Origin of the sequence: Pseudoduganella sp. R-43 (assembly GCF_049913255.1) — a bacterium.
Taxonomy (GTDB): Bacteria; Pseudomonadota; Gammaproteobacteria; order Burkholderiales; family Burkholderiaceae_D; genus Rugamonas.
Genome location: NZ_CP183988.1, coordinates 5,219,202 through 5,240,782 on the forward strand (window position 1 = coordinate 5,219,202; position 21,581 = coordinate 5,240,782).

General features: G+C 64.6%; 18 protein-coding genes. 3 read left to right on the forward strand and 15 right to left on the reverse strand.

Annotation, left to right across the window (positions count from 1 at the left end; translation table 11 throughout):
- Nucleotides 1-51: 51 nt before the first annotated feature.
- From ACN9M3_RS23765 to ACN9M3_RS23790, 6 genes are all read right to left on the reverse strand, one after another.
- On the reverse strand, nt 52-753 hold the full coding sequence (locus ACN9M3_RS23765) for a FecR family protein (RefSeq protein ID WP_426318811.1): 702 nt from the start codon (nt 751-753) through the stop codon (nt 52-54).
- 4 nt (nt 754-757) lie between these two features.
- Nucleotides 758-5,479 (reverse strand): filamentous hemagglutinin N-terminal domain-containing protein, encoded by a 4,722-nt coding sequence (locus ACN9M3_RS23770; protein WP_426318812.1) that lies wholly within the window; start codon nt 5,477-5,479, stop codon nt 758-760.
- A gap of 10 nt (nt 5,480-5,489) precedes the next feature.
- Nucleotides 5,490-7,070, reverse strand: a complete 1,581-nt coding sequence (locus tag ACN9M3_RS23775; RefSeq protein WP_426318813.1) for a ShlB/FhaC/HecB family hemolysin secretion/activation protein — start codon at nt 7,068-7,070, stop codon at nt 5,490-5,492.
- A gap of 135 nt (nt 7,071-7,205) precedes the next feature.
- Nucleotides 7,206-7,823 carry a hypothetical protein gene (locus tag ACN9M3_RS23780; RefSeq protein WP_426163356.1) on the reverse strand — a complete coding sequence of 206 codons (618 nt, stop codon included), beginning with the start codon at nt 7,821-7,823 and terminating at the stop codon, nt 7,206-7,208.
- Nucleotides 7,824-7,950: 127 nt separating this feature from the next.
- Nucleotides 7,951-10,206, reverse strand: a complete 2,256-nt coding sequence (locus ACN9M3_RS23785) for a CHASE2 domain-containing protein (protein WP_426323845.1) — start codon at nt 10,204-10,206, stop codon at nt 7,951-7,953.
- Complete coding sequence (locus tag ACN9M3_RS23790) at nt 10,206-11,810, reverse strand: GAF and HD-GYP domain-containing protein (protein ID WP_426318814.1); 1,605 nt, start codon at nt 11,808-11,810, stop codon at nt 10,206-10,208. The genes ACN9M3_RS23785 and ACN9M3_RS23790 overlap by 1 nt, the downstream gene beginning before the upstream one ends.
- A gap of 101 nt (nt 11,811-11,911) precedes the next feature.
- Between ACN9M3_RS23790 and ACN9M3_RS23795 the strand changes: the two genes are divergently transcribed.
- The 3 genes from ACN9M3_RS23795 to ACN9M3_RS23805 are packed head-to-tail and all read left to right on the forward strand — an operon-like array spanning nt 11,912 to nt 15,520.
- Complete coding sequence (locus ACN9M3_RS23795; RefSeq protein WP_426163360.1) at nt 11,912-12,757, forward strand: MBL fold metallo-hydrolase; 846 nt, start codon at nt 11,912-11,914, stop codon at nt 12,755-12,757.
- A 10-nt stretch (nt 12,758-12,767) separates the two neighbouring features.
- The gene (locus ACN9M3_RS23800; protein ID WP_426318815.1) at nt 12,768-15,131 is read left to right on the forward strand and encodes a GspE/PulE family protein; all 2,364 of its coding nucleotides are present in this window, start codon (nt 12,768-12,770) and stop codon (nt 15,129-15,131) included.
- A complete protein-coding gene (locus ACN9M3_RS23805) occupies nt 15,128-15,520 on the forward strand; it encodes a VOC family protein (protein ID WP_426318816.1) in 393 nt (130 codons plus the stop codon). Before ACN9M3_RS23800 ends, ACN9M3_RS23805 begins: the two co-directional genes overlap by 4 nt.
- Here ACN9M3_RS23805 and ACN9M3_RS23810 read toward each other — a convergent pair.
- From ACN9M3_RS23810 to rpsF, 9 genes are all read right to left on the reverse strand, one after another.
- A complete protein-coding gene (locus ACN9M3_RS23810; RefSeq protein WP_426318817.1) occupies nt 15,517-16,119 on the reverse strand; it encodes a GNAT family N-acetyltransferase in 603 nt (200 codons plus the stop codon). The genes ACN9M3_RS23805 and ACN9M3_RS23810 overlap by 4 nt on opposite strands.
- Nucleotides 16,107-16,667: a helix-turn-helix domain-containing protein gene (locus ACN9M3_RS23815; RefSeq protein WP_426163369.1), complete on the reverse strand. Its 561-nt coding sequence runs from the start codon at nt 16,665-16,667 to the stop codon at nt 16,107-16,109. Before ACN9M3_RS23815 ends, ACN9M3_RS23810 begins: the two co-directional genes overlap by 13 nt.
- 71 nt (nt 16,668-16,738) lie before the next feature.
- Nucleotides 16,739-17,749: an anion permease gene (locus tag ACN9M3_RS23820; protein ID WP_426163371.1), complete on the reverse strand. Its 1,011-nt coding sequence runs from the start codon at nt 17,747-17,749 to the stop codon at nt 16,739-16,741.
- A 16-nt stretch (nt 17,750-17,765) separates the two neighbouring features.
- On the reverse strand, nt 17,766-18,392 hold the full coding sequence (locus tag ACN9M3_RS23825) for a DUF47 domain-containing protein (protein WP_426163373.1): 627 nt from the start codon (nt 18,390-18,392) through the stop codon (nt 17,766-17,768).
- Nucleotides 18,393-18,458: 66 nt separating this feature from the next.
- The gene (locus tag ACN9M3_RS23830) at nt 18,459-19,850 is read right to left on the reverse strand and encodes a replicative DNA helicase (RefSeq protein WP_130312785.1); all 1,392 of its coding nucleotides are present in this window, start codon (nt 19,848-19,850) and stop codon (nt 18,459-18,461) included.
- Nucleotides 19,851-19,946: 96 nt separating this feature from the next.
- Nucleotides 19,947-20,399 carry a 50S ribosomal protein L9 gene (gene rplI, locus ACN9M3_RS23835; protein ID WP_055931250.1) on the reverse strand — a complete coding sequence of 151 codons (453 nt, stop codon included), beginning with the start codon at nt 20,397-20,399 and terminating at the stop codon, nt 19,947-19,949.
- A 34-nt stretch (nt 20,400-20,433) separates the two neighbouring features.
- Nucleotides 20,434-20,724 (reverse strand): 30S ribosomal protein S18, encoded by a 291-nt coding sequence (gene rpsR / locus ACN9M3_RS23840; protein WP_057259638.1) that lies wholly within the window; start codon nt 20,722-20,724, stop codon nt 20,434-20,436.
- Nucleotides 20,725-20,755: 31 nt separating this feature from the next.
- On the reverse strand, nt 20,756-21,049 hold the full coding sequence (priB, locus tag ACN9M3_RS23845; protein ID WP_028104934.1) for a primosomal replication protein N: 294 nt from the start codon (nt 21,047-21,049) through the stop codon (nt 20,756-20,758).
- 18 nt (nt 21,050-21,067) lie between these two features.
- Complete coding sequence (rpsF, locus tag ACN9M3_RS23850; protein WP_090438998.1) at nt 21,068-21,448, reverse strand: 30S ribosomal protein S6; 381 nt, start codon at nt 21,446-21,448, stop codon at nt 21,068-21,070.
- Nucleotides 21,449-21,581 lie beyond the last annotated feature (133 nt).

The window sequence follows — 21,581 nt, forward strand, 5'->3', positions numbered from 1 at the left end:
ATCAAGTATCCCACGATGGGAAGGTCAAGCGCTATTTTGCACGGACCATCGTCAGCGCACTTCGCAGTCGACGGCGCGTTGCGCCCGGTTATCGACAGCACGCGGGCCTGCCGTCTGGCTGCTAAAGACGGGCGGCGGGTTGAACTGCATGCCCGGATTCTGCGGTACTATCACGGGCGGCAGCGTCATGTTCGGCGTAAAGCCGAACTGGCCGGCATTGAAAACCTGGGTTCCCGCAGGGTTGTTCAGGTGGACCATGCCATCCAGCACCTGCACATACAGTCCCGGCGCCCGCACCGTTTCCGCCTCCGGCAACTTGCCCGCCACCGGCACGATTTCAGCCACGAACAGCGTACCGCGGATGCCGATGGTGGCCGCCGGCGTTTTCAGTTCAAATTTCTCCCTGCTGCGCTTGCCCAGCAGGCCCGATGCCGCCCGCAAGCCCCCTTTGACGAGGTTGAACTGCGCCCGGTCAGCATCCTGCTTGCCGCTGTCGAAGCTGAAATTCTCGATCGTCAGCGTGCTGCTTGGCCGCAGCGTAATTTCACTATTGTCAATAAAACGCAGCAAGGCATAGGTATTTTTCTCGGTCACCAGCGTATCGCCATTCTCGACCTCGGATTTGATGGCAAGCACCTTCACCGTGCCATCGGTCTTGCGGGCCATCAGCGGACCGCTCAACTGGACCACGGTCCCCGCTACCGGCGCCGCCAGTGCCAGCGCGGACAGCAGCCACAGTAACGCCAGCAGCAACCCCTTAGTTGCAGTACATTTTTGTAGCGGGTTCATTCTTTTTCGCTCCGGTGGTTTTGTCCTGGGCCAGCTTGTCGCCTTTATCGCCCTTCTTCGCCTGTTTGTCTTTGCCTTCGTCCGGCGAAACGGCTACCGACACCTCGCCCGGCGCTGCGGCGGTACTATTGATGACCTGGATGGTCTGGCTGATCGCTTGCTGCACGGGGTTGGTGGGTTGCGCTTCGGTGGGCGGCAGCACGAGCTGGCAGCCGGGCAGGCTGGGGTCCAACTGGCATTGATCGACCGAAGTCGGCGGCTGCACGGGCGGCGTCACGATGGTGCCATTGACGCCGATACTGCCGGCCGGCGCCTGCACCGTTCCAGCCACATAGTTGACGTCTGAACCGGCAGCCAGCTTGACATTGCCCGTGTTACTTTTCACCAGAGCGCCGCTGGCAATTGTCAGGTCGTCGGCATCGCTGCCTGTGCCCGCCGCTTCCAGCAGGATGTCACCGGAATTGGACAGCACGCTGCCGAAAATGCTGAGCGGGCTATGTGCCGTCAGCCGGATATTGCCGGTGTCGCTGCTCACGCCCCCGCCGGACGCCAAGGTCAGCGCGCCGTAGTTGTCGAGTACGATCTCGCCGCTGTTGCCGGAAGCGAGTTTCAGCTGCAACAGCGAAAGCGGGGCCGGTTTGCCGGCATTATTGCTGACGTAGATCGGCGCCGCGCCGCTGGTGGCAGTGCTTTCCGCATCCAGCTCCGCGACAAAGGTCTGCAGCGCTGCCGCCGCGGTCCCGATATTGGCGCCCGCTTTCGCCACCAGCTTGCTGGCCCGGATCGCCGCGCCGTCCGTGGCCAGGGCGCCATCGGAACGCAGCGTCGCCGTGCCGGCAACCTGGATGCCATTGATGTCGTAGCCGCTGCCCCCGGCACTATTGCCGCCCTGCAGGCGCACCACCGAGAGCGCCTGGTTGCTGCGGAAGTCAAGGTTGCCGCTGCTGACCACCGCGGCCAGGCGGGCCACCTGGTTGCCACTGTGGTCCAGCTGGACGCCGGCTCCGGCATCGATGCCAAGTTCCTGTACCTTCAGGGCCGCTGCCGCATTGGCGGTATCCTGCGTAATGCCGGCGGTGGTAATCAGGCCCAGGCGCATGGTCAGCGCATTCAGGTTGGCGGCGCCGCCGATTTGGATGGCGCCGGCGCCCCAACCCGGGTGCCCCCCTGTGCCGCTATCCGCGCCGGTGCCGCTGGTCGCGGTGCCAGGCTTGGTCCCGGGGATGGGCGCATCGCTGCCGTCGTCGCGATTGCCAATACCCAAGGTACCGGCGGCGATCCTGTTCAACTGGGTCAGCGACAAACAAGCCGTGCCGCAGGCGGCGCCGATGGTGATGCTGTAGCCGGGCGTGGCCGGCGTCAGCGAGGCCAGGCTGGCCGTCACATCGGCCGTGAAATCCATGGCATCGGCATTCAGGTGCACCACGTCCGCCTGCAACGGCGCTGCCACCTGGAGCGAGCCGGAACGCGCCTCCAGTTCCAGTTCCCTGCCGGGCAAGCTGACCGCCCCGCCAACTTTCATGCCGCTGGCAGCGGTGATGAACAGGCGCGGCGTCTTCAGCGACGCCAGGCCGGCGCCGCTCAGGTGCGTGTTGGGCGTGCCGCTTGGCCGGTCGCCGCCAAGTTCGACGGTGCCGGCACTGTCAATCCCGATCATCTCGGCTGCCATGCCAGTGCCGGCAGCCCCGCTCAGCACCACGGAGCCGCCGCGCAGCTTGATGCTCTGGGCGCTGACCATGGCAGTATTGCTCAAGGTACCGCCCGCCTCTGCCCCCAGGCCTGCGCCCGCCGGCAGCTTGACTGACCCGATCAGGTCGACATTGCCGCCGGTCTGCAGTACAAGCGACTTGAGCAGGCTGGAGCCGGACAGGTCCAATTGATTGGCCGTGATATGGCTGGCATTGGGGACCGGATTGCCGTTCGGATCGAGGAAGCCGCCGCCGACCAGCAGGTTGGGCGCCGACAACCGGCCCAGGTCGGCATTGCCCACCACCAGCCCGCCGCTATCCGATGTGGGCGTGCCTCCCACGGTGATGGTCCCGCCGCCCAGGCTGGAAACGCGGATGCTGTTGCTAGCGCTGGTCTGGCCCGCCAGGCTCATGGCGTTCGCCTCCAGGCCGACGTCGGTGGCATTCACCTGCGCACCAACTTCGCTGGCCAGGCTGCCGTTATTGGCGCGCAACAGCATCGGCCCACCGCTGACCATTGCGGTAGGCGCCAGCCGCAGCGAGCCGCCTTCCAGTTGCACCGGCTTGCCATTGCCATTCACCGCACCGCTGACTACCAGAGTGCCGAGGGCTGCCACGTGCAGGTTGCCAAAACCGCCAGTGCTGGCACTATCTGCCTGGCTCACCGCCTGGACCTCGAGCGAACCGCTGTCGAAGTAATTCAGGTTGCCAACGCCCTGGGCGCGCAGGATGTTGACCTGGTTGTTGCCGCCGGACAGGTTGACCTGCCCGCTCCCGTCCAGGGTCAGGCTGGCGGCACGCAAAGGCATGCCGTACTCTTGGTTCAGGCTGCTAGCCTTGAGGCTCAGGTTGCCGGACGTCTGCACCCCGGTCAGGCCATTCCCATACGTGAGGTTCAGGTTGCCCACGTTATTGAAGCTGATGTCGCCCGTCGCCATCGCGGCAAGCCCCATCACCTGGTTGGGGCCCGTCAGCGCCACCGACCCTGCGTTAACCAGCAGGACCGGCGCTGTGATGGAACCGTTGCCTGCAAGGGCGCCGCTGGTTTGCAGGGAAACGCCGGAGCGCGGCTTCAGCGCACCGTTGACCGCAATGGCGTTGCTGGCCAGGGTCAGCATCGCATTGCCGGCATTGCTGGCTGCCAGGTCCAGCAAGCCATCAATGCTGAGTGTGCCGTAATGCTGGCCGAAGCCGATATTCAGGTTTTGCGTATTGATGGCGGAAAGCTCCGCACCGTCCAGCGCCAGCACGCCAGGCGTACCGTCGCTCGCCTCGCCCACCTTGATGGCCGTGGTCAGGCTGTACGGATTTAACGACACGCTGTTGGCCGCTTGCACCTGGGCACCGCTGGCGATGCGCATGCTGTCGGCTTTCCAGCGCTGCTCCTGCCCCGCCACCAGGACACCCGGGCCGACGTCGATTTCAGCACCGCTCAATTCGATGGCGCCCATGCCGGTCTCAAGGCCCGCCGTCAGCTTGACGGCGCCGCTGCCGCTGGCCGTGCCCGATGCCGGGTCGTTTGCCTGCAAGCGCAGCATGCCGCCATTGGTCGCCAGCCGGCCCTTGACCATGATATGGTTGCCGGCCTGGGCCAGCAGGCCGACGCCCGGGGCGGCAATGGCAACCGGATCAACAAAGGTGATGTCATGTTTGGCCTGCAAGGTGACGTCGGCAGTCGCGCCATTCAGCAAGGCTGTGGCCAGTTCGGTGACGCCGCTGGGATTGCCCGCGTTGAAATTCGCCACGTCGGTCAGGGTGGCAGGCACGCCTGGCACCACCTTCACTTCGATATCATAGGGATCGAGCAGCCACTGGCCAAGCCGCCCCTGCACGGCGCCGGCGTCAACACGCAGGCCGCCCAGCTCCAGCTGGCGCGCCGATGTTTCCACCAGCCCGCCGTCGCCGCCTTGCCTGCCGCCGCGGGCGGAAATGCTGCCATGCACGCGCGCGGTCTCGTCGGCCCAGACCACCACCTTGCCGCCCCTTCCGCTGCTGCCGGCGTCGGCCGCCAGCACCGCATCCCTGCCCACGTAGACCTGGCGTGCATTCGGCACCTGCGGGTTGGCGCCACGGTAATCACCGCCGACCAGCACGCTGCCGCCGCCTTCCTCGCCGCTGGCATCGACCCGCGCATCGCCCGTCAGGCCGACTTGCTGCCCCAGTATGGCAATTTCGCCGCCGCGCGCCGTGGTGCGGCTGCCGCCTTCCAGCATCGTGCTGCCGCTGGCGCGCAGCAGCACCTGGCCCTGCGCGCCACGCACGGCGCTGTCGGCGCTGACGGTGCCGCGCTGCTTGACCAGCGCGCCGAAGATGCCGACACGGCCACCTTGCGCCACCAACTGGCCCAGGTTCAGCGCCTGGTCGGCAGGCGCCGATACCACCACCTGCAGCGCCGGGTTGGCGCTATCCACCAGTTGCACGCTATGGCCAGCGGCCAGCATGACCGCCCCTCCCGGCGACTGGATGATGCCGCTGTTCTCCACCTGCGGCGCCACCAGGTAGACCTGCCCACCATGCGGCGTGGCGATCTGGCCCTGGTTCTCCACCTTGCCGGCGCCCGCAGCACCCGTGAAACGCATGCGCCCGGCAAGGAAATCAGCATCGGACAAGGCCAGGCTCGACGCCACCAGCCCTTGCACGTCGATGCGCGCGCCCTGCCCGAACAACACGCCGTTCGGGTTGAGCAGGTAGACCTGGCCGTTCGACTGCAGACTGCCCAGGATGCGGCTGGGATCCTGTCCGCTGATCCGGTTCAGCACCTTGCTATCGGCGCCCTGCTGCAGGAAACGCGTCACCTCGTCGGCGCCGATCGAGAAGCTTTGCCAGTTGATGATGGTGTTCGGCGCATTGGCCACGGTGAAGACATTGCCCTGCTGGCTGAAGCTGGCTTGGCCCGCCACCACCCTGGGCGCCACTGGATTGGCTTGCGCGCTGCCGAAACAGGCGGCAATCGCCAGGCCCAGCAGCTTGCGCTGCAACGTGCTGTGCTTGCTGTGCTTCATGATGATGTCCTCAATAAGCAAGACCGATGCGCAGGTGCAGCCTGCTGCTGCCGTCGCGCCCGGTGGGGCCGCCTTGTACCACATGGCCATAATCGAGTTGCAGGTTGGCCTGGCTGCCCAGCAGCAGGCGCAGGCCGAGCCCCGTGCTGGCCACGCTGGCTGACGTCAGCTCGCCCGGCAACGCATCGTTGCGCCGCACGTGGGCACGGTCGTGGAAGGCCAGCAACCGGCATTGCCAGCGCTCGCCGCACAAGTTGGGTGTGTACAGTTCCAGGTTGACGCCTGCCCCCTTGTCGTTGGCAATTTCGCGCTCGGGCAGGCCGCGCACCGAAGCCGCGCCCCCGGCGCCGAATTGTTCGCCCGGCACCAGGGCGTCAGCGCTGTACTGGCCATTGAAGATGGCACGCCATTGCCAGTCCTGCGGCAGCAGGCGGCTGACGCTGGCGCCCAGCCGCACGATGGTGTAATCGTCGGGCGCCCCGGCGCGTGCCCGGTTGAAGTCGTCCTGGCCGCCGCGCTTGCCGCCTGGCACATTGCGCAGCAGGGTCAGCGACAGGCCGCTGTCGCCCTGCGCTGAACTCCAGTTGCCCAGGTAGCCAACGCTGAGCGGGCGCACAGTCACGTCGTTGCCCAGCTCCTGTCCCAGCAGCACCACGCTGTTGCGGAAGGCCTTCGACTCGGCACCGAACAATAGCCGCCCTTCGTAACCGGGCCTGCGCGCCAGGTAGCGGCTGTAGCGCAGGCCGAACACCGTGCCCTGCCCGCTTACCGCCACATTGAAGGCGCCCACGCCCACGGTGCCCGAGTCGACATTCGAATAGCTGGCGTACAGGTCCAGCGTATCGCCCAGCTGATACAGCGGAATGTGGTAGCCCAGGCCATAGACCTTGACCCGCCCCGGCTCTTCCGCCGAAGTGGTGTACTGCAGGCTGGCCACATGGTCGAGCCCGAATAGGTTGGCATGCTGCAGCCCCACGCCGATGCGCGCGCGGCCGGTCTGCTCCGTACCGCTATTGTCGGCATTCAGCAAAACCTTCCATGGCCGCTCGTCGGCGACTTCCAGCATGGCGTCCACTTCGTCATCGCGCCCCCCGCTTTGCAGCTTCATGGTGACCTGGCGCGCCGGATGCTCGTTGGCCAGCTTCAATGCCGCCGAGATCGCCTCCATATCCGGTACCTGGCCTTCGCGCAGCGGCGGCAGCGCACGCCGCACATTGGCCTCGTCGACATAACGCTGGCCGTGCACCCGGACCTGGCCGATGCGCGTCTGAACCACGTCCAGCCGCACCACGCCGCGCGCCAGTTCCTGCTCGGGCAGCGTAACCGCGACCAGCGCGTAACCGGCAGCATGGTAGGCGGCAGTCAGGGCTTCCAGCGCCTGTTGCACATCGCCGAAATCGCGCCCGCGGCCGGTGAATGGCGCCAGCACGCGCGCCACCTGCTCCGGCGGCAGCAGTGTATTGCCGCGCACATCATACCGCTCGATATCGAATCGAACGATGCCGGGGTCGGGGACAGGATCAGGCGCGGGAGCAGAAGAAGCCGCAGTGCAAAGGGTGACAGCAAACAGGAACGCGAGGCGTCGTTTCATATTTTCTGTTCAGGGTAAAGGTGGGCAGCAGCCATTGTCGCGCGTTGCGGCGCGAAAATCGCTGCTTGCAAATGGCGAGGAAGTCGGAACGCGGGGGACTGATGTTTTTTCGCAAATGGACAGGCTGGCGCCAGCTCACCATGCATAGCCGTAGCGCAGCGTCACGCGGCTGCGCGCATCGTCGGGCATGATGTCGGAACGCACCACCCGCCCCAGGTCCAGCTGCATGCTGGAATGCCTGTCCAGTTTCATGCGTACGCCGATGCCGGCGCTGCCCACGTTGCGGCTGCGCAGCTGGCCGTTCGACGCCCGGTTGTAGCGCAGCGCATTGCGGTCGTAATACAGCAGTGCGCGGCAATGGCGTCCGGCGCCCAGGCACAGGTCCGGGGAATACAGTTCGACATTGCTGCCCAGGCCGCCATCGCGGATGGTGTCCCGGTTTGCCATCAGGCGCAGCGCGGTCATCGGCGCCGGCGCCAGGCTGTCCAGCAGCGCGACGTCGCCGGGGCTGTACTGGGTGTTGACGCTGGCTCGCACCAGGAAGTCGCGCGGCAGCGCCTGGGTCAGCGAAGCAGCCAGGCGCATGGTCGGCATGCTGCCAGGCAGGCCGGGCAAATTCGACTGCGGATAGCTGGTGGCGGAGAAATCAAAGGCAGGCGCGTTGCGGTCGCGGTCGCGTTCGGTGCTGGGCGGTGCGGCCAGCGCACCGGTGCAGGCGGCCAGGGCCAGGATCGACACAAGGCAAGGCTTCATGATGGTTCTCCCGGCATATGATTGCCTGGCAAACGAGCAACTCTTGTTACCTTCAGTTTAGGTCATAAAGGCCTTCACCACAGCTTCATTGTACGCCTGCCGATGCTCACGCACGGTTGAGTGTTGCTTATTTGCTGTCGAAATTTGTGACGCCATCCCAGCCTGCTCCAGGCGGCTGCGAGCGGTAGTGCGCGATGCGTTCAAGGTAGAGGGAATACAGGACGGATTGTGGGGCGGCCGCAGCCAAAGCCGCAAGCGCGTCATGGGCTTCTTGCCACCGCTGCGCGCGCACCATGGCCAGCGCCGCATGCCAGCGCTCCAGCTCGGCGCGCGCTGCGGCGTCCAGCGCTCCTTCGCGTCCCAGCGGCTCGAAGATGGCCACCGGTTCCAGTTTGCCTTTGACCCGCACCAGGTCCAGTTCTCGCCAGGCAAAATCGGGCGCGGCCAGGCGCGTTGCAGCACCCACAACTATGCCTGCGCCGTATACCTTGGTGATCCCTTCCAGCCGCGATGCCAGGTTGACCGCATCGCCCATCACCGTATAGGCGCGGCGGATGCGCGACCCCATGTCGCCCACGTGCATCGGCCCGGTATTGATGCCGATGCCGATACGCAATGCCGGCCAGCCGCGCTGCTCGAATTCCACGCTCAGGCGCCGGGCGCTGGCCTGCATCTCGAGGGCCGTTGCCACCGCCCGCGCGGCGTGGTCGGCGCAAGCCAGTGGCGCCCCCCAGAACGCCATCACCGCATCGCCGATATATTTGTCGAGGGTGCCGCGGTGGCGGTCGCGGATCTCCTCCGACATGGCCGTCAGGTAGCGGTTGATGTATTCGCGCAGTTCATGCGGCGACAGGCTCTCGGCAATGGTGGTGAAGCCGCGCACGTCGACGAACATCACGCTCAGTTCGCGGCTGGCCCCTTCCATGCTGTAGGCCGCCGGGTTTTCCGCCATTTCCGCCACCAGTTCCGGCGCGACATATTCGCCAAAGCGCGACACCAGGGCACGCCCGCGGCGCACCTCGAAGAAATAGCCCCAAGCCAGGTTCAGCACGAACAGCCCGATCCCCAGCAGCAGCAAGGTGGCCATATTGAGCACGGCGTCGTAGCGGCGGTACAGCAGGAAGTTCAGCGCCACCGTCCCGGCCAGCGCCGCCAGCGACAGCAGGATGCCCCAGGCCGGCGCCAGCACCGGCAAGGCCAGCGCCAGCAGCCCGCCCAGCACCAGGGCTTGCAGGACTTCGATCTGGGTGGCCACGTCGGGCCGCTGCTTGAAACTGTCATCCAGGATCGACTTGACCAGGTTGGCATGGATTTCCACCCCCGGGTACTCGGCATTCACCGGCGTTGCGCGCAAGTCGTTCAAGCCCGGTGCGCTGGTCCCGACCAGCACGATGGCCCCGGCCAGCAGGTCCGGCCTGGCGCGCCCGGCCAGCACGTCGGCTGCCGGCACATAGCGGAAGGCGCCGCCGGCCGGCCCGCCGCGCCCGCGGAATTGCACGGTGTTGGCCAGGGCCTCCCCGACCGGGATGCGCAATTGTCCTTCGCGGTGGAACAGGGCGATGGCATCCAGGCCGCCGGCCTGGCGCTCGGCGGCACTGAGCGTATCGACCGTGCCCTGCCACAGCGGCGCAATGGCGCGCCCGCCCAGTGCGGCCGACACCGTGGCCAGCGCCAAGGTCGGGTAATAGCCGTCGCCGATGCGCTGCAGCAGCGCCGAGGAGCGCACCAGGCCGTCGCTGTCGACCAGAGCGGTGAAGATGCCGGCGCCCTGCGCCGCCTCCTGCAGCCGCGCGATATTGGCTTCGTAGCCCTGGGCCGTGTAAGCATCCAGCGTACGCCCGTTCAGGCTCTCGACCGTGAAAGCCGGCGCCGGCAGCACGCCCTTGCGCTGGCTGCCCGACAGGCTGTAGCCCAGCACCACCGGCTGGCCGCGCATGGCTGCCGCCAGCCGGCCGTCGTAATCGAGCTGCGGCTGCAAGCCCGCCAGTGCGCGCGCCAGCCCCGGCACCGCGTGCAATTCACCTTGCGCCAGCTGCTCCAGCACGCCATAGCCGGAACTGGTATCGGGCTCAGGGAAGGAAATATCAAAGCCCACCGCTGCCGCCTGATAAGGACCGGTCAATTGTTCGACCAGGCGCGCGATCTTGTCGCGGCTCCAGGGAAAGCGCCCCACTTCGGCCAGGCTGCGCTCGTCGATATCGACGATCACGATGCGCGGGTCCAGTTCAGGCTTTTCCAGCCGCATGCGCAGCCCGGCAAAGAAGCTGTCCATGCGCGCCAGCGATTCCGACGGCAGCACCTGCACCAGTTGCAGCACCGCCAGCGCCGTGAGCAGTAGCCCCAGCAGCCAGCGCGCGCCGTAGCGCTGCAACAGCTTGCGCATCACGGGCGGTACCCTGGGATGCGCGTTTCATCGACCGCGTCAACCTGGCGCGGGTCCATGTATTGCCTTGCAAATTCCAGGTAAACCTTGCGGCGGATGAAGATGTCGAACAGGTCGGGATCGATATGCCCGTTCAGGCTGAACTTGCCGAGGATCTCCAGCGATTCGGACAGCATCTTGCCTTTCTTGTAGGGCCGGTCGCGCGCGGTCAGCGCCTCGAAAATATCGGCGATCGCCATCACCCGCGCCGGCACCGACATCTGCTCGCGCACCAGCCCGCGCGGATAGCCCTTGCCGTCCATCCGTTCGTGGTGGCCGCCCGCATATTCCGGCACCTGCTGCAGGTGGTGCGGCCAGGGCAGCGATTCCAGCATGCGCACCGTGACCACGATGTGGTTGTTGATCACCTTGCGCTCGGCTTCGGTCAGGGTGCCGAAGCGGATGGTCAGGTTTTCCACCTCGTCTTCGCTGAGCAGGGCATGCTCCTGTCCGTCCGGCCCCATCCAGCGCCGCTGCGCGATCTCACGCACGCGCTGCTGCTCCTGCGGCGCCATGCCCTCTCCGCCGATATTGGCAAGGCGCAGGAAGTCCCGTTCGGCGCGCAAGCCGGCCTGCTCCGCCGCCAGCGCCGCCTGCAACGCAGAGCGCTCGCCGCCGGCCAGCTCGGCGCGCAGCGCACGCAGTTCTGCGTCGCGCAGCAGCACCTCAAAGCGGGTGTCGAGCAGGCCGATGCGGTCGTAAATGGTTTGCAGCTTGGTGGCCTTGTCCACCACGTGCACCGGGGTCGTGATCTTGCCGCAATCGTGCAGCAGGCCGGCCAGCCAAAGCTGCTTGCGCTCGCCCTCGGACAGGCGGAAGCCGGCCAGCGGGCCGCTATCGGCGGCGTGCGCGGCGTCGGCCAGCATCATGGTCAATACCGGCACCAGCTGGCAATGGCGCCCGGTGTACGGCGACTTTTCGTCGATGCCGATGTTGATCAGGTTGACCAGTGCTTCCAGCAGTTGCTCCAGCTGGGCCACCAATTGTTGCTTGGTCAGCGCTACGGCCGCCTGCGCCGCCAGCGCCTCGATGAAGCGCTGGTCGGTGGCGCTGAACACGCCGTCGGCGTTGCGCGCGTTGACCAGTTGCAGCACGCCCAGCAACTGGCCTTCATGATTGCGCATCGGCACCGTCAGGATCGAGCGGGTGCGGTAGGCAAAGCGCTGGTCGAACTGGCGCATGCCGGAAAAATTGAATTCGCTGGCCTGGTAGACATCGTCGATATTCACCGCGCAACCCTGGTTGGCGGCGTAGGCCGCCACCGAATCGAGCTTGGGCGCTCCCTGCGCATCGACCAACGGCACTGGCGCGATATCGATGGCAGCGCCGCTGCTGCCGCCCAGGTGCAGGCCCAGCGTGTCGTTGACGGTGATATGGAAATGCAGCTTGCTGCGGCTGGCGTCGGGACGGTACAGGGTGCCGCCGTCGGCATGGGTCAGGTGCTTGGCCGCCAGCAGGATGCGCTCGAGCAGCACGCCGGTATCCTGCCCGTCGCCAAGGGCGACGCTCAGTTCGGTCAGCTGCTCCAGCCGAGCCGCTATCTGGGTCGGGGTCAAGTCTTCCATGAGGCAAGTGTATCCCTGCCGCGCCGGCGCACACAAGAAACTGCCGATGCCGGGCAAAAAAACGCTATCATCCCCTTGTCAATTCGACCATGGGACCCGTGATGAAATTCAAGTTCTGGGGCGTGCGCGGCTCCATCCCGGCGCCCGGGCCTCGTACGGTGCGCTACGGCGGCAACACCACTTGCATTGAAGTACGCAGCGACGACGGCACCCTGATCGTGCTGGACGCCGGCACCGGCCTGTTTCCGCTGGCGCAATCCCTGCTGGCCGATGCCAGGCGCCCGATCGAAGCCAACCTGTTCATCAGCCATAGCCACTGGGACCACATCCACGGACTGCCCTTCTTCTCTCCCTTGTTCCTGAAAGACAGCCGGGTGCGCCTGCACGGCGCCGGCGACCCGGCCAGCGGCAAGGGCATCGAGCACGTGATGGGGGTCCAGCTGCAGTACAGCTACTTCCCGGTCGGCGAAGCGCAGATGGGCGCAACCATCGAGTACCGCACGCTGGAGCCGGGCGATGCGGTCGAGGTAGGCGATGCCCGCGTGCGCCACGCGCTGATGAACCACCCGGTGACGGACCTTGGCTACCGCATCGAGTGCAACGGCAAGTCGCTGTTCTTCACCGGCGACCACGAGCCGCCCGGCAGCGCCGAACACGTAGCCGCCATCGATGCCATGGTGCAGGGCGTCGATGCGCTGATTGCCGACTGCTCCTACACGCGCGAGGAATATCCGTCCAAAGTAGGCTGGGGCCACGGCACTTTCGACAGCGCCCTGGCGCTGGCCCTGCGCTGCGGCGTGCGCCGCCTGTACTGCACCCACCACGAACCGACCCGCAGCGACGACGAGTTGGAAGCCGTTTTCGCCGACGCCATGGCGCGCCACGCCGGGCAACTGGACGGCCTGCAAGTGTTCCTCGCCTACGAGGGACTGGAAGTCAACCTTTGAGCCCGCAAGCATGAGCGAAACCGACCAACTGCCTGATACCAGTTCCAGCGCCGAAACCGAACGCCGCCTGGCCTTCTTCCGCAAGCTGCAAGCCGTCACCACCAAGATCCACGCCACCAGCAACCTGGACGAAATCATGCTCGACCTGGGCATGGAGTTCTGCGACCTGTTCGAATGCGACCGCTTCACCCTGTATGCGATGAACGACGAGAAGAACTATATCGTCTCCAAGGTGAAGACCGGCATGACCAGCTTCCGCGACCTCAAGCTGGCCATCAACGCTTCCAGCATTGCCGGCTACGTCGCCATGACGCGCCAGACGCTGAACATCCGCGACGTCTATGACGCCGACGAATTGCGCCGCATTTCGCCCGAATTGCACTTCCAGCAGGGCGTCGACCAGCGCACCGGCTACCGCACGCGCCAGATGCTGGTGGCGCCGCTGGTGGCGATGGCCCATGACCGCCTGCTGGGCGTGGTCCAGTTCATCAATACGCGCAACGGCCAGCCCTTCTCCTCCATCGCGCTGGAAGGCGTGCGCCAATTGGGCGACACCCTGGCCGTGGCCTTCAGCCAGCGCCTGAAACCGGCCCCGCTGCCGCGCACCCGCTACGATGCGCTGGTGGCCGACAGCGTGCTGTCGGCGCAGGAACTGGAGCAAGCCCTGCGCACCGCGCGCGAGAAGGAAGCCGATGTGGAAGCGGTGCTGGTGCAGGACTTCCACGTCAAGCCCGCAGTCCTCGGCGCGGCACTGTCCAAGTACTACACCATCCCGTACGAGCCGGCGCGGCCCGACCGCGTGCGGCCGGTCGACTTGCTGAAAAAGCTTCCGCTGCAATACCTCGAGGAGTCGGGCTGGCTGCCGCTGGAGGAGAACCGCGACGGCCTGCTGGTGCTGACCATCGACCCAGACCGCGTGATGCAGTCGCACATCGTCAACCAAGTGTTCCCGCGCGTGCACGTCAACTACCGCGTCACCACGCGCGCCGAATTCGCCCAGACCCTGGGGCAGTTCTTCGGCACCGGCGATGCCACCAGCGTGGGCGAACTGCTGTCCGGCATGGGCGAGGATGGCGACAGCGACGTCGAGGCGCCGCAGGAGGTATCGGAAGCGGTCGAGAACGAGCTGGTCAAGCTGCTCAACAAGATCATCGTCGACGCGCACCGCCAGGGCGTGTCGGACATCCATATCGAACCGCTGCCGGGCAAGGGCAAGACCGGCATCCGCTTCCGCAAGGACGGGGTGCTGGTGCCCTACATCGAAATCCCAGCCTCCTACCGGGCCGCCATGGTGGCGCGCATCAAGATCATGTGCGACCTCGATATTTCCGAGCGCCGCAAGCCGCAGGATGGCAAGATCAAATTCAAGAAATACGGCCCGCTCGACATCGAATTGCGGGTGGCCACCATCCCTTCGGCCGGCGGCGTCGAAGACGTGGTGATGCGTATCTTGGCGGCGGGCGAGCCGATCCCGCTCGACAAGCTGGGCGTGCTGCCGGCCAACCTGGACCGCCTGCGCGCCACGGTGGAAAAGCCCTACGGCCTGTTCTTCGTATGCGGCCCGACCGGTTCCGGCAAGACCACCACCCTGCACTCGGTGCTGAACTACCTGAACACGCCCGAAACCAAGATCTGGACCGCGGAAGACCCGGTGGAGATCACGCAGAAAGGCTTGCGCCAGGTGCAGGTCAACCGCAAGGCCGGCCTGGAATTTTCCACCGTGATGCGCGCCTTCCTGCGCGCCGACCCGGACATCATTATGGTCGGCGAGATGCGCGACAAGGAAACCGTCAGCATGGGCATCGAAGCTTCGCTGACCGGCCACCTGGTGTTCTCCACCCTGCACACCAACAGCGCGCCGGAATCGGTGGTGCGCCTGCTCGACATGGGCATGGACCCGTTCAATTTCGCCGATGCGCTGCTCGGCATCCTGGCGCAGCGCCTGGCCAAGCGCTTGTGCGGCAATTGCAAGGAGGCTTACCAGCCGGGCGAAGCGGAACTCGACCTGCTGCTGTCTGAATACTGCGAAGAACTGCAGAACACTTCCGCGTTCCAGCGTGACGCGCTGGCCGCGCGCCAGCAGGTAGTGGCAGGCTGGCGCGAGCGCTATGCCGACGCCGAAGGCCGCTTCACGCTATACCGGCCGGTCGGCTGCGAACAGTGCAACAAGGGCTACCGCGGCCGCGTCGGCCTGCACGAATTGATGATCGGCACCGACCGCGTGAAAAAGCTGCTGCAGGAGCATGCGCGCGTCGCGCAGTTGCTGGCGGCCGCGCTGGAAGACGGCATGCTGACTTTGAAAATGGACGGGATCGAAAAGGTCCTGCTGGGTATTACCGATATCAAGGCCGTGCGCCAGGTGTGCATCAAATGATCTCCCACATCTTCCTGGGTGCCGCCGATTTCGAGGCAGCCTTCCGCTTCCATGGCGCCGTGATGGCGGCCTTGGGCCACAAGCTGCGCTTCCGCGACGATACGCGGCCCTGGGCCGGCTGGCAGCCGGCAGAAGGCGGCCGTCCGCTATTCCTGGTCGGCCGCCCGTTCGACGGCCAAGCGGCAGGCGCCGGCAACGGCCAGATGGTGGCCCTGGCGGCGCCATCGCGAGCGGTCGTCGACGCCGCCTACGCCGCGGCGCTGGCCCATGGCGGCAGCTGCGAAGGGCCGCCCGGCCTGCGACCGCACTACCATCCCGACTATTACGGCGCCTACTTCCGCGACCCGCACGGCAACAAGCTGTGCGTGGTCTGCCACGACCCGGCCTAAAGCGTGCGGCCGCGGTCGCCGGTGATCGCCTGCAGCGTGCCATCCAGTTTCGCTGTCAACACCAGCGCATCCGCCTCGCCCGGCAGCAGCTTGTACATGAAAGTCGTCGCGCCAAGGCGCCCGTCCGGCATGGTAGCGAATTGCGGGATCTCGCCGCAGCGCTCATAGCCAAGCTTCAGGTACATGCCTTCCGCCGGTTCACCGCTGCAGGTGTCGAGCACGATCAGCGTGCGGCCCAGGGCACGCGCTGTCGCCTCCGCGTGACGCACCAACGCCTGCGCCACGCCTTGGCGGCGGGCGCGCGGGTGCACCAGCATCTTGGACAGTTCTGCGCGGTGGCGGCTGTTCGGCATGGCGGCCAGCACCAGTTGCAGCGTACCGTCGATCCGCCCGTCCGCGCCGCGCACGATGAACAGCCGGCGCTCGCCGCGCCCCACGGCGTCATGCAGGCCAAGCCAGAACGCCCGCGCCTCCTCGCGCGGGCATGGCAGTTCGAATCCTACGCTGGCGCCGGCCAGCACGCAGGCACGCAGCACTTCCGCCAATTGATCGGCGTGCGCCAGCACTCCGGCGCCATCCAGTTGTTCTATGGTTCGCATATCGCAATCAGGTAATGGGCCTGGTCCGGCCCGGGACAGGAAAAACGCGTCGCACCATGCAGGTGGAAGCGCAGGCAATCGCCCGGCTGCAGCCGGTGCAGGCTGCCGTCGATGGTGTAGTCCAGCACCCCCGACAGCATCCACATATGCTGCTCCAGGCCATTCACCGGCGGCTGCGCGTATTCGATCACGGCGCCGGGCGGCAGCCGTCCTTCGATCATCTCCGCCCGGAAGCCGCGCGCCGGCGGCGACACCATGCGGCGCACGAATCCGGTGGCCGGATCGTGCCACTCGGCCTGCTCGGCGCGGCGGATCAACTGCACCGGCGCCTGCTCCACTTCCGCGATCAGGCGCGACATCGGCATGCCGTAAACAGCGCACAGCTTGCCCAGCATTTCCGCCGTCGGGCTGGTTTCGCCGCGCTCCAGGCGCGACAAGGTAGCGCGGCTGATGCCGCTCTGCGCAGCCAGTTCCTCCAGCGACAGCATGCGCTCTTCGCGCAAGCCGGCCAGGCGCCGCACCAGGCGGTCTTCGAATGAATTTCCCATAATTGAGAATATATCCCAATTTTGAGAATTTGTGAGCAAAATAAAAGGGCGCCGCAGCGCCCCTTCGGGAATTACATGATGTGCTTGCCGACCCACCATGCCACCGCCGCCACGAAGGCGGAAGCAGGAATGGTAAAGATCCAGGCCCACACGATATTTCCTGCCACGCCCCAGCGCACGGCCGACATCTTCTGCGCCGAACCCACGCCGACGATCGCGCCGGTGATGGTGTGGGTGGTGGAGACGGGAACGCCCCAGAAGGACGCCATCAGCAGGGTGATCGCACCGCCGGTTTCGGCGCAGAAGCCGCCCACCGGTTTCAGCTTGGTGATCTTCTGGCCCATGGTCTTGACGATACGCCAGCCGCCGAACAGCGTGCCGAACGAGATCGCGCCGTAGCAGGCCACGATGACCCACACCGGCGGCGCCGCGTCGCCGGCAGCCACATGGCCGGAAGCGATCAGCAGCATCCAGATGATGCCCATGGTCTTCTGCGCGTCGTTGCCGCCGTGGCCCAGCGAGTAGCCGGCCGCGGACAGCAGCTGCAGCCGGCGGAACCAGCCGTCAACTTTGCGCGGGGTCGATTTCACAAAGACCCACGACACGATCAGCATGATCAGCGAACCAAGCACGAAGCCCAGCAGCGGCGCCACGACGATGAACACCACGGTCTTGATCAAGCCGCCGGAGATCAGCGCGCCGGTACCGGACTTGGCCACCGCTGCGCCCACCAGGCCGCCGATCAGGGCGTGCGAGGACGAGGATGGAATGCCGTAGTACCAGGTGATCACGTTCCAGACGATCGCCCCTATCAGCGCGCCGAAGATGACGTAATGGTCGATCACCGAGGGTTCGATGGTTCCCTTGCCGATGGTGGTCGCCACTTTCAGGCCGACCACGAATATCGCGATGAAGTTGAAAAAGGCAGCCATCATCACGGCGGTCTGCGGTTTCAGCACGCCGGTGGACACCACCGTGGCGATCGCATTCGCGGCGTCGTGGAAGCCGTTCATGAAGTCGAACACCAGTGCGAGGAAGACCAGTGCCCCCAGCGCCCAGATGCTAATTTCGAGGTTGCTCATGAAATGATCTTTTTAATTATGCGTTTTCGACGATGATGCCTTCGATGATGTTGGCAACATCTTCGCAGCGGTCGGTGACGGTTTCCAGGATCTCGTAGATAGCCTTCATCTTGATCAGGTTGCGCACGTCCGGTTCGTCGCGGAACAGCTTGGACATGGCAGCGCGCATCACGTGGTCGGCGTCCGATTCCAGGCGGTCGATCTCTTCGCAGATGCCGACGATCCGGGACGCATTGTCCATGTTCGACAGCAGGGCCACGGCATCCTTCACCTTTTCGGTGCAGGCCAGGACCAGTTCGGCCAGGCGCTTGGCTTCCGGGGTGACGGAGTGCAGGTCGTACAGCGACACGGTCTGGGCGGCGTCTTCCATCAGGTCCAGGATGTCGTCCATCTTGGTGATCAGCTTGTGGATGTCGTCGCGGTCCAGCGGGGTGATGAAAGTTTTGTGCAGCAGGTCCACCGCCTGGTAGGTGATCTTGTCAGCCTGCTTTTCGATGCTTTCGATGGCGTGGACACGGTTTTCCAGGTCGTCGAAATTGGCCATCAGGCCCAGCATCTCTTTGGCGCCCTTCACGCAAAGTTCGGCATGCTGGTTAAACATGTCAAAGAATTTGCCCTCCGAGGGCATCAAGCGTCCAAACATTTTTGTTCTCCGTTGGTTGATTCGTAGATACTGCAGCATGGCCACCCAGCGTGGCCCGCCTGGTAATCAGTCGCCTTGGTAGATCGACAGGTTACCGGTGTAATTGCCAAACTTGGTGTACGCACCGATCCAGGTCAGGCGCACCGCACCGATTGGACCGTTACGCTGCTTGCCGATAATGATCTCGGCGGTACCTTTATCCGGCGAGTCCGGGTTATAGACTTCGTCGCGATACAGGAAAATGATCACGTCCGCGTCCTGCTCGATAGCGCCGGATTCGCGCAGGTCGGACATAACGGGACGTTTATTGGGACGTTGTTCCAGCGAGCGGTTCAGCTGGGATAGCGCAATGACGGGGCAATGCAGCTCTTTGGCCAGTCCCTTCAGGGAACGCGAGATCTCGGAGATCTCGGCCGAGCGGTTGTCGCCCGGCTGGCTGCCCTGCATCAGTTGCAGGTAGTCGACCACGATCAGGCCCAGCTTGCCGCATTGGCGGGCCAGGCGACGCGCACGGGCGCGCATCTCGATCGGGTTCAGTGCCGGGGTCTCGTCGATGTAGACCTGGGCTTCATTCATTTTCTGGATGGCGTGCGTCAGGCGCGGCCAATCCTCGTCGATCAGTTTGCCGGTACGCAGGCGGTGCTGGTCCAGCAGGCCGACCGAGCCAAGCATACGCATGGCCAGCTGCACGCCGCCCATCTCCATCGAGAACACGGCGACCGGCAGGCCCGCCTCCACCGCCACGTTTTCGGCGATGTTCATGGAAAATGCGGTCTTGCCCATTGATGGCCTGCCAGCAACAACCACCATGTCGCCAGGCTGCAGGCCGGAAGTCATTTTATCCAGGTCGGTCCAGCCGGTCGGCACGCCGGTGATTTCGGAGCTGGAGTCGCGCGAATACAGTTCGTCGATACGCTCCACCACCTGGGTCAGCAGCGGCTGCACCGGCAGCCAACCGGCGGCGCCGCGCGAACCGGCTTCGGCGATGGCGAAAATCTTTGCTTCCGCCTCGTCCAGGATCTGCTTCACGTCCTTGCCCTGCGGGCTGAAGGCGTTGCCCGACACTTCGTCGGCCACGGTAATCAGCTTGCGCAGCACGCCGCGGTCACGCACGATTTCCGCATAGCGGCGGATATTGGCGGCCGAAGGGGTGTTCTGCGCCATGGCGTTCAGGTAGGCCATGCCGCCCACCTCTTCCGCCTTGCCCAGCATGCTGAGGGCCTCGAACACGGTCACCACGTCGGCCGGCTTGCCCGAGTTAATCAGGCGAATCATCTGCTCGAAGATGATGCGGTGGTCGTAGCGGTAGAAGTCTTCCGCATTCATGAAGTCCGCAATACGGTCCCACGCCGCGTTGTCACGCAACAAACCACCGATGACAGATTGCTCTGCCTCGATCGAGTGCGGCGGGATGCGGAGGGAATCGACTTGTGGGTCGGACTGGGGTGCGGCGTTCATGGCGCGCATTATACCTGCTTCGGCAACGCCGTAATAATCCCTGAAAATAAAAAAAGCCGGGCGAACCCGGCTTTCTTGCTGTATTTACGACGCTGATTAAGCAGCTTCGCCAACAACAGCCACGGTCACTTCTGCGACCACGTCGGTGTGCAGGGCAACAGCCACTGGGAACTCGCCGGTGGTTTTCAGAGGACCGGTTGGCAGGCGCACAGCGGACTTTTCCACTGCGAAGCCAGCTTTGGTCAGGGCTTCAGCGATGTCGAAGTTGGTCACGGAACCGAACAGGCGGCCGTCAACGCCGGCTTTCTGCGACACGGTCACGGTCATGCCGTTCAGCTTCTCGCCTTGGGCTTGGGCAGCAGCCAGCTTGGCGGCAGCAGCTTTTTCCAGTTCGGCGCGCTTGGCTTCGAATTCAGCAACAGCAGCAGCGGTAGCGCGGCGTGCCAGTTTCTGAGGGATCAGGAAGTTACGGGCGTAGCCGTCTTTCACTTTCACCACGTCGCCCAGGTTGCCGACGTTAACAACTTTTTCCAGCAGGATGATTTGCATATTAATTCTCCAGGATCTCTGATCTGATCGCTAATTAAGCGTGGTGCAGATCGGTGTATGGCAGCAGGGCCAGGTAGCGGGCGCGCTTGATCGCGGTGTCAACTTGGCGCTGGTAGTGCGCCTTGGTGCCGGTCAGGCGTGCTGGCATGATCTTGCCGTTTTCCTGGATGAAATCTTTCAGGGTGTCTACGTCTTTGTAGTCCACTTGCTCAACGCCAGCGGCGGTGAAGCGGCAGAACTTCTTGCGCTTGAACAGTGGGTTTTGTTGCTTGCGCTTTTCTTTCAGCTTGAGCTTGTTTTTGTCGAACTTTTTACCGAATGCCATTTTAGGCTCCTGTATTTAAAAATTGCGCTGTTTAGACAGCACGAAAATCAATGATGTGAAACACCAGGGTTCTGCTATTGCGGTTCTTCTTGGCCAGGAAACCGGTGAACTCGTACAAGCCTCCAAGGGGCGCCTGACTGAATCGTTTTGACAACTCACCTGCCGCAACGGCAGGGACTTCAAACTCGGTCAGTCGGGCAATGCCTGCCTCTGTCTGCTGCGAACTGTGCTGCAAGCTTGCATTCACAATCGGCAGGCCGGCCGGGGTGTATCGAATCTCATCCCGTTCGGCGATCAGGGCGGTAACCCGGAGCTGGTTGTACAGACCGTCTCCTGTCAGGAATTAGGCCGCTGCAGGAGCTGCTGGGGCTTCGGCGCGATGGCTCTTGGCCGCGTCTTCACGCTGGACCGACTTCATCATCGGGGAAGGAGCGGTTTCCGCTTTCTTCATCTTGACGGTCAGGTGACGCAGCACGGCATCATTGAATTTGAATGCGGTTTCCAGCTCAACCAGGGTCTCGTTGTCGCATTCGATGTTCAGGCAGATGTAGTGTGCCTTGGCCAGTTTCTGGATCGAGTACGCCATTTGACGGCGGCCCCAATCTTCAACACGGTGCACGTTACCGCCGCGCGAGGTCACGCTGGTCTTGTAACGTTCGATCATCGCGGGCACTTGCTCGCTTTGGTCCGGGTGGACGATAAATACGATTTCGTAGTGACGCATTAATAACTCCCTTAAGGACTGTGAATATAGCCCACCCCGGCGTCAAGACGGGTGTGGGAAGAGGTAAGCCCGCAAGCATAGCAGACTTTGCCGGCCGGCTCAAGGTTTACTGATGGCGCGCAAAGCCCCCTGC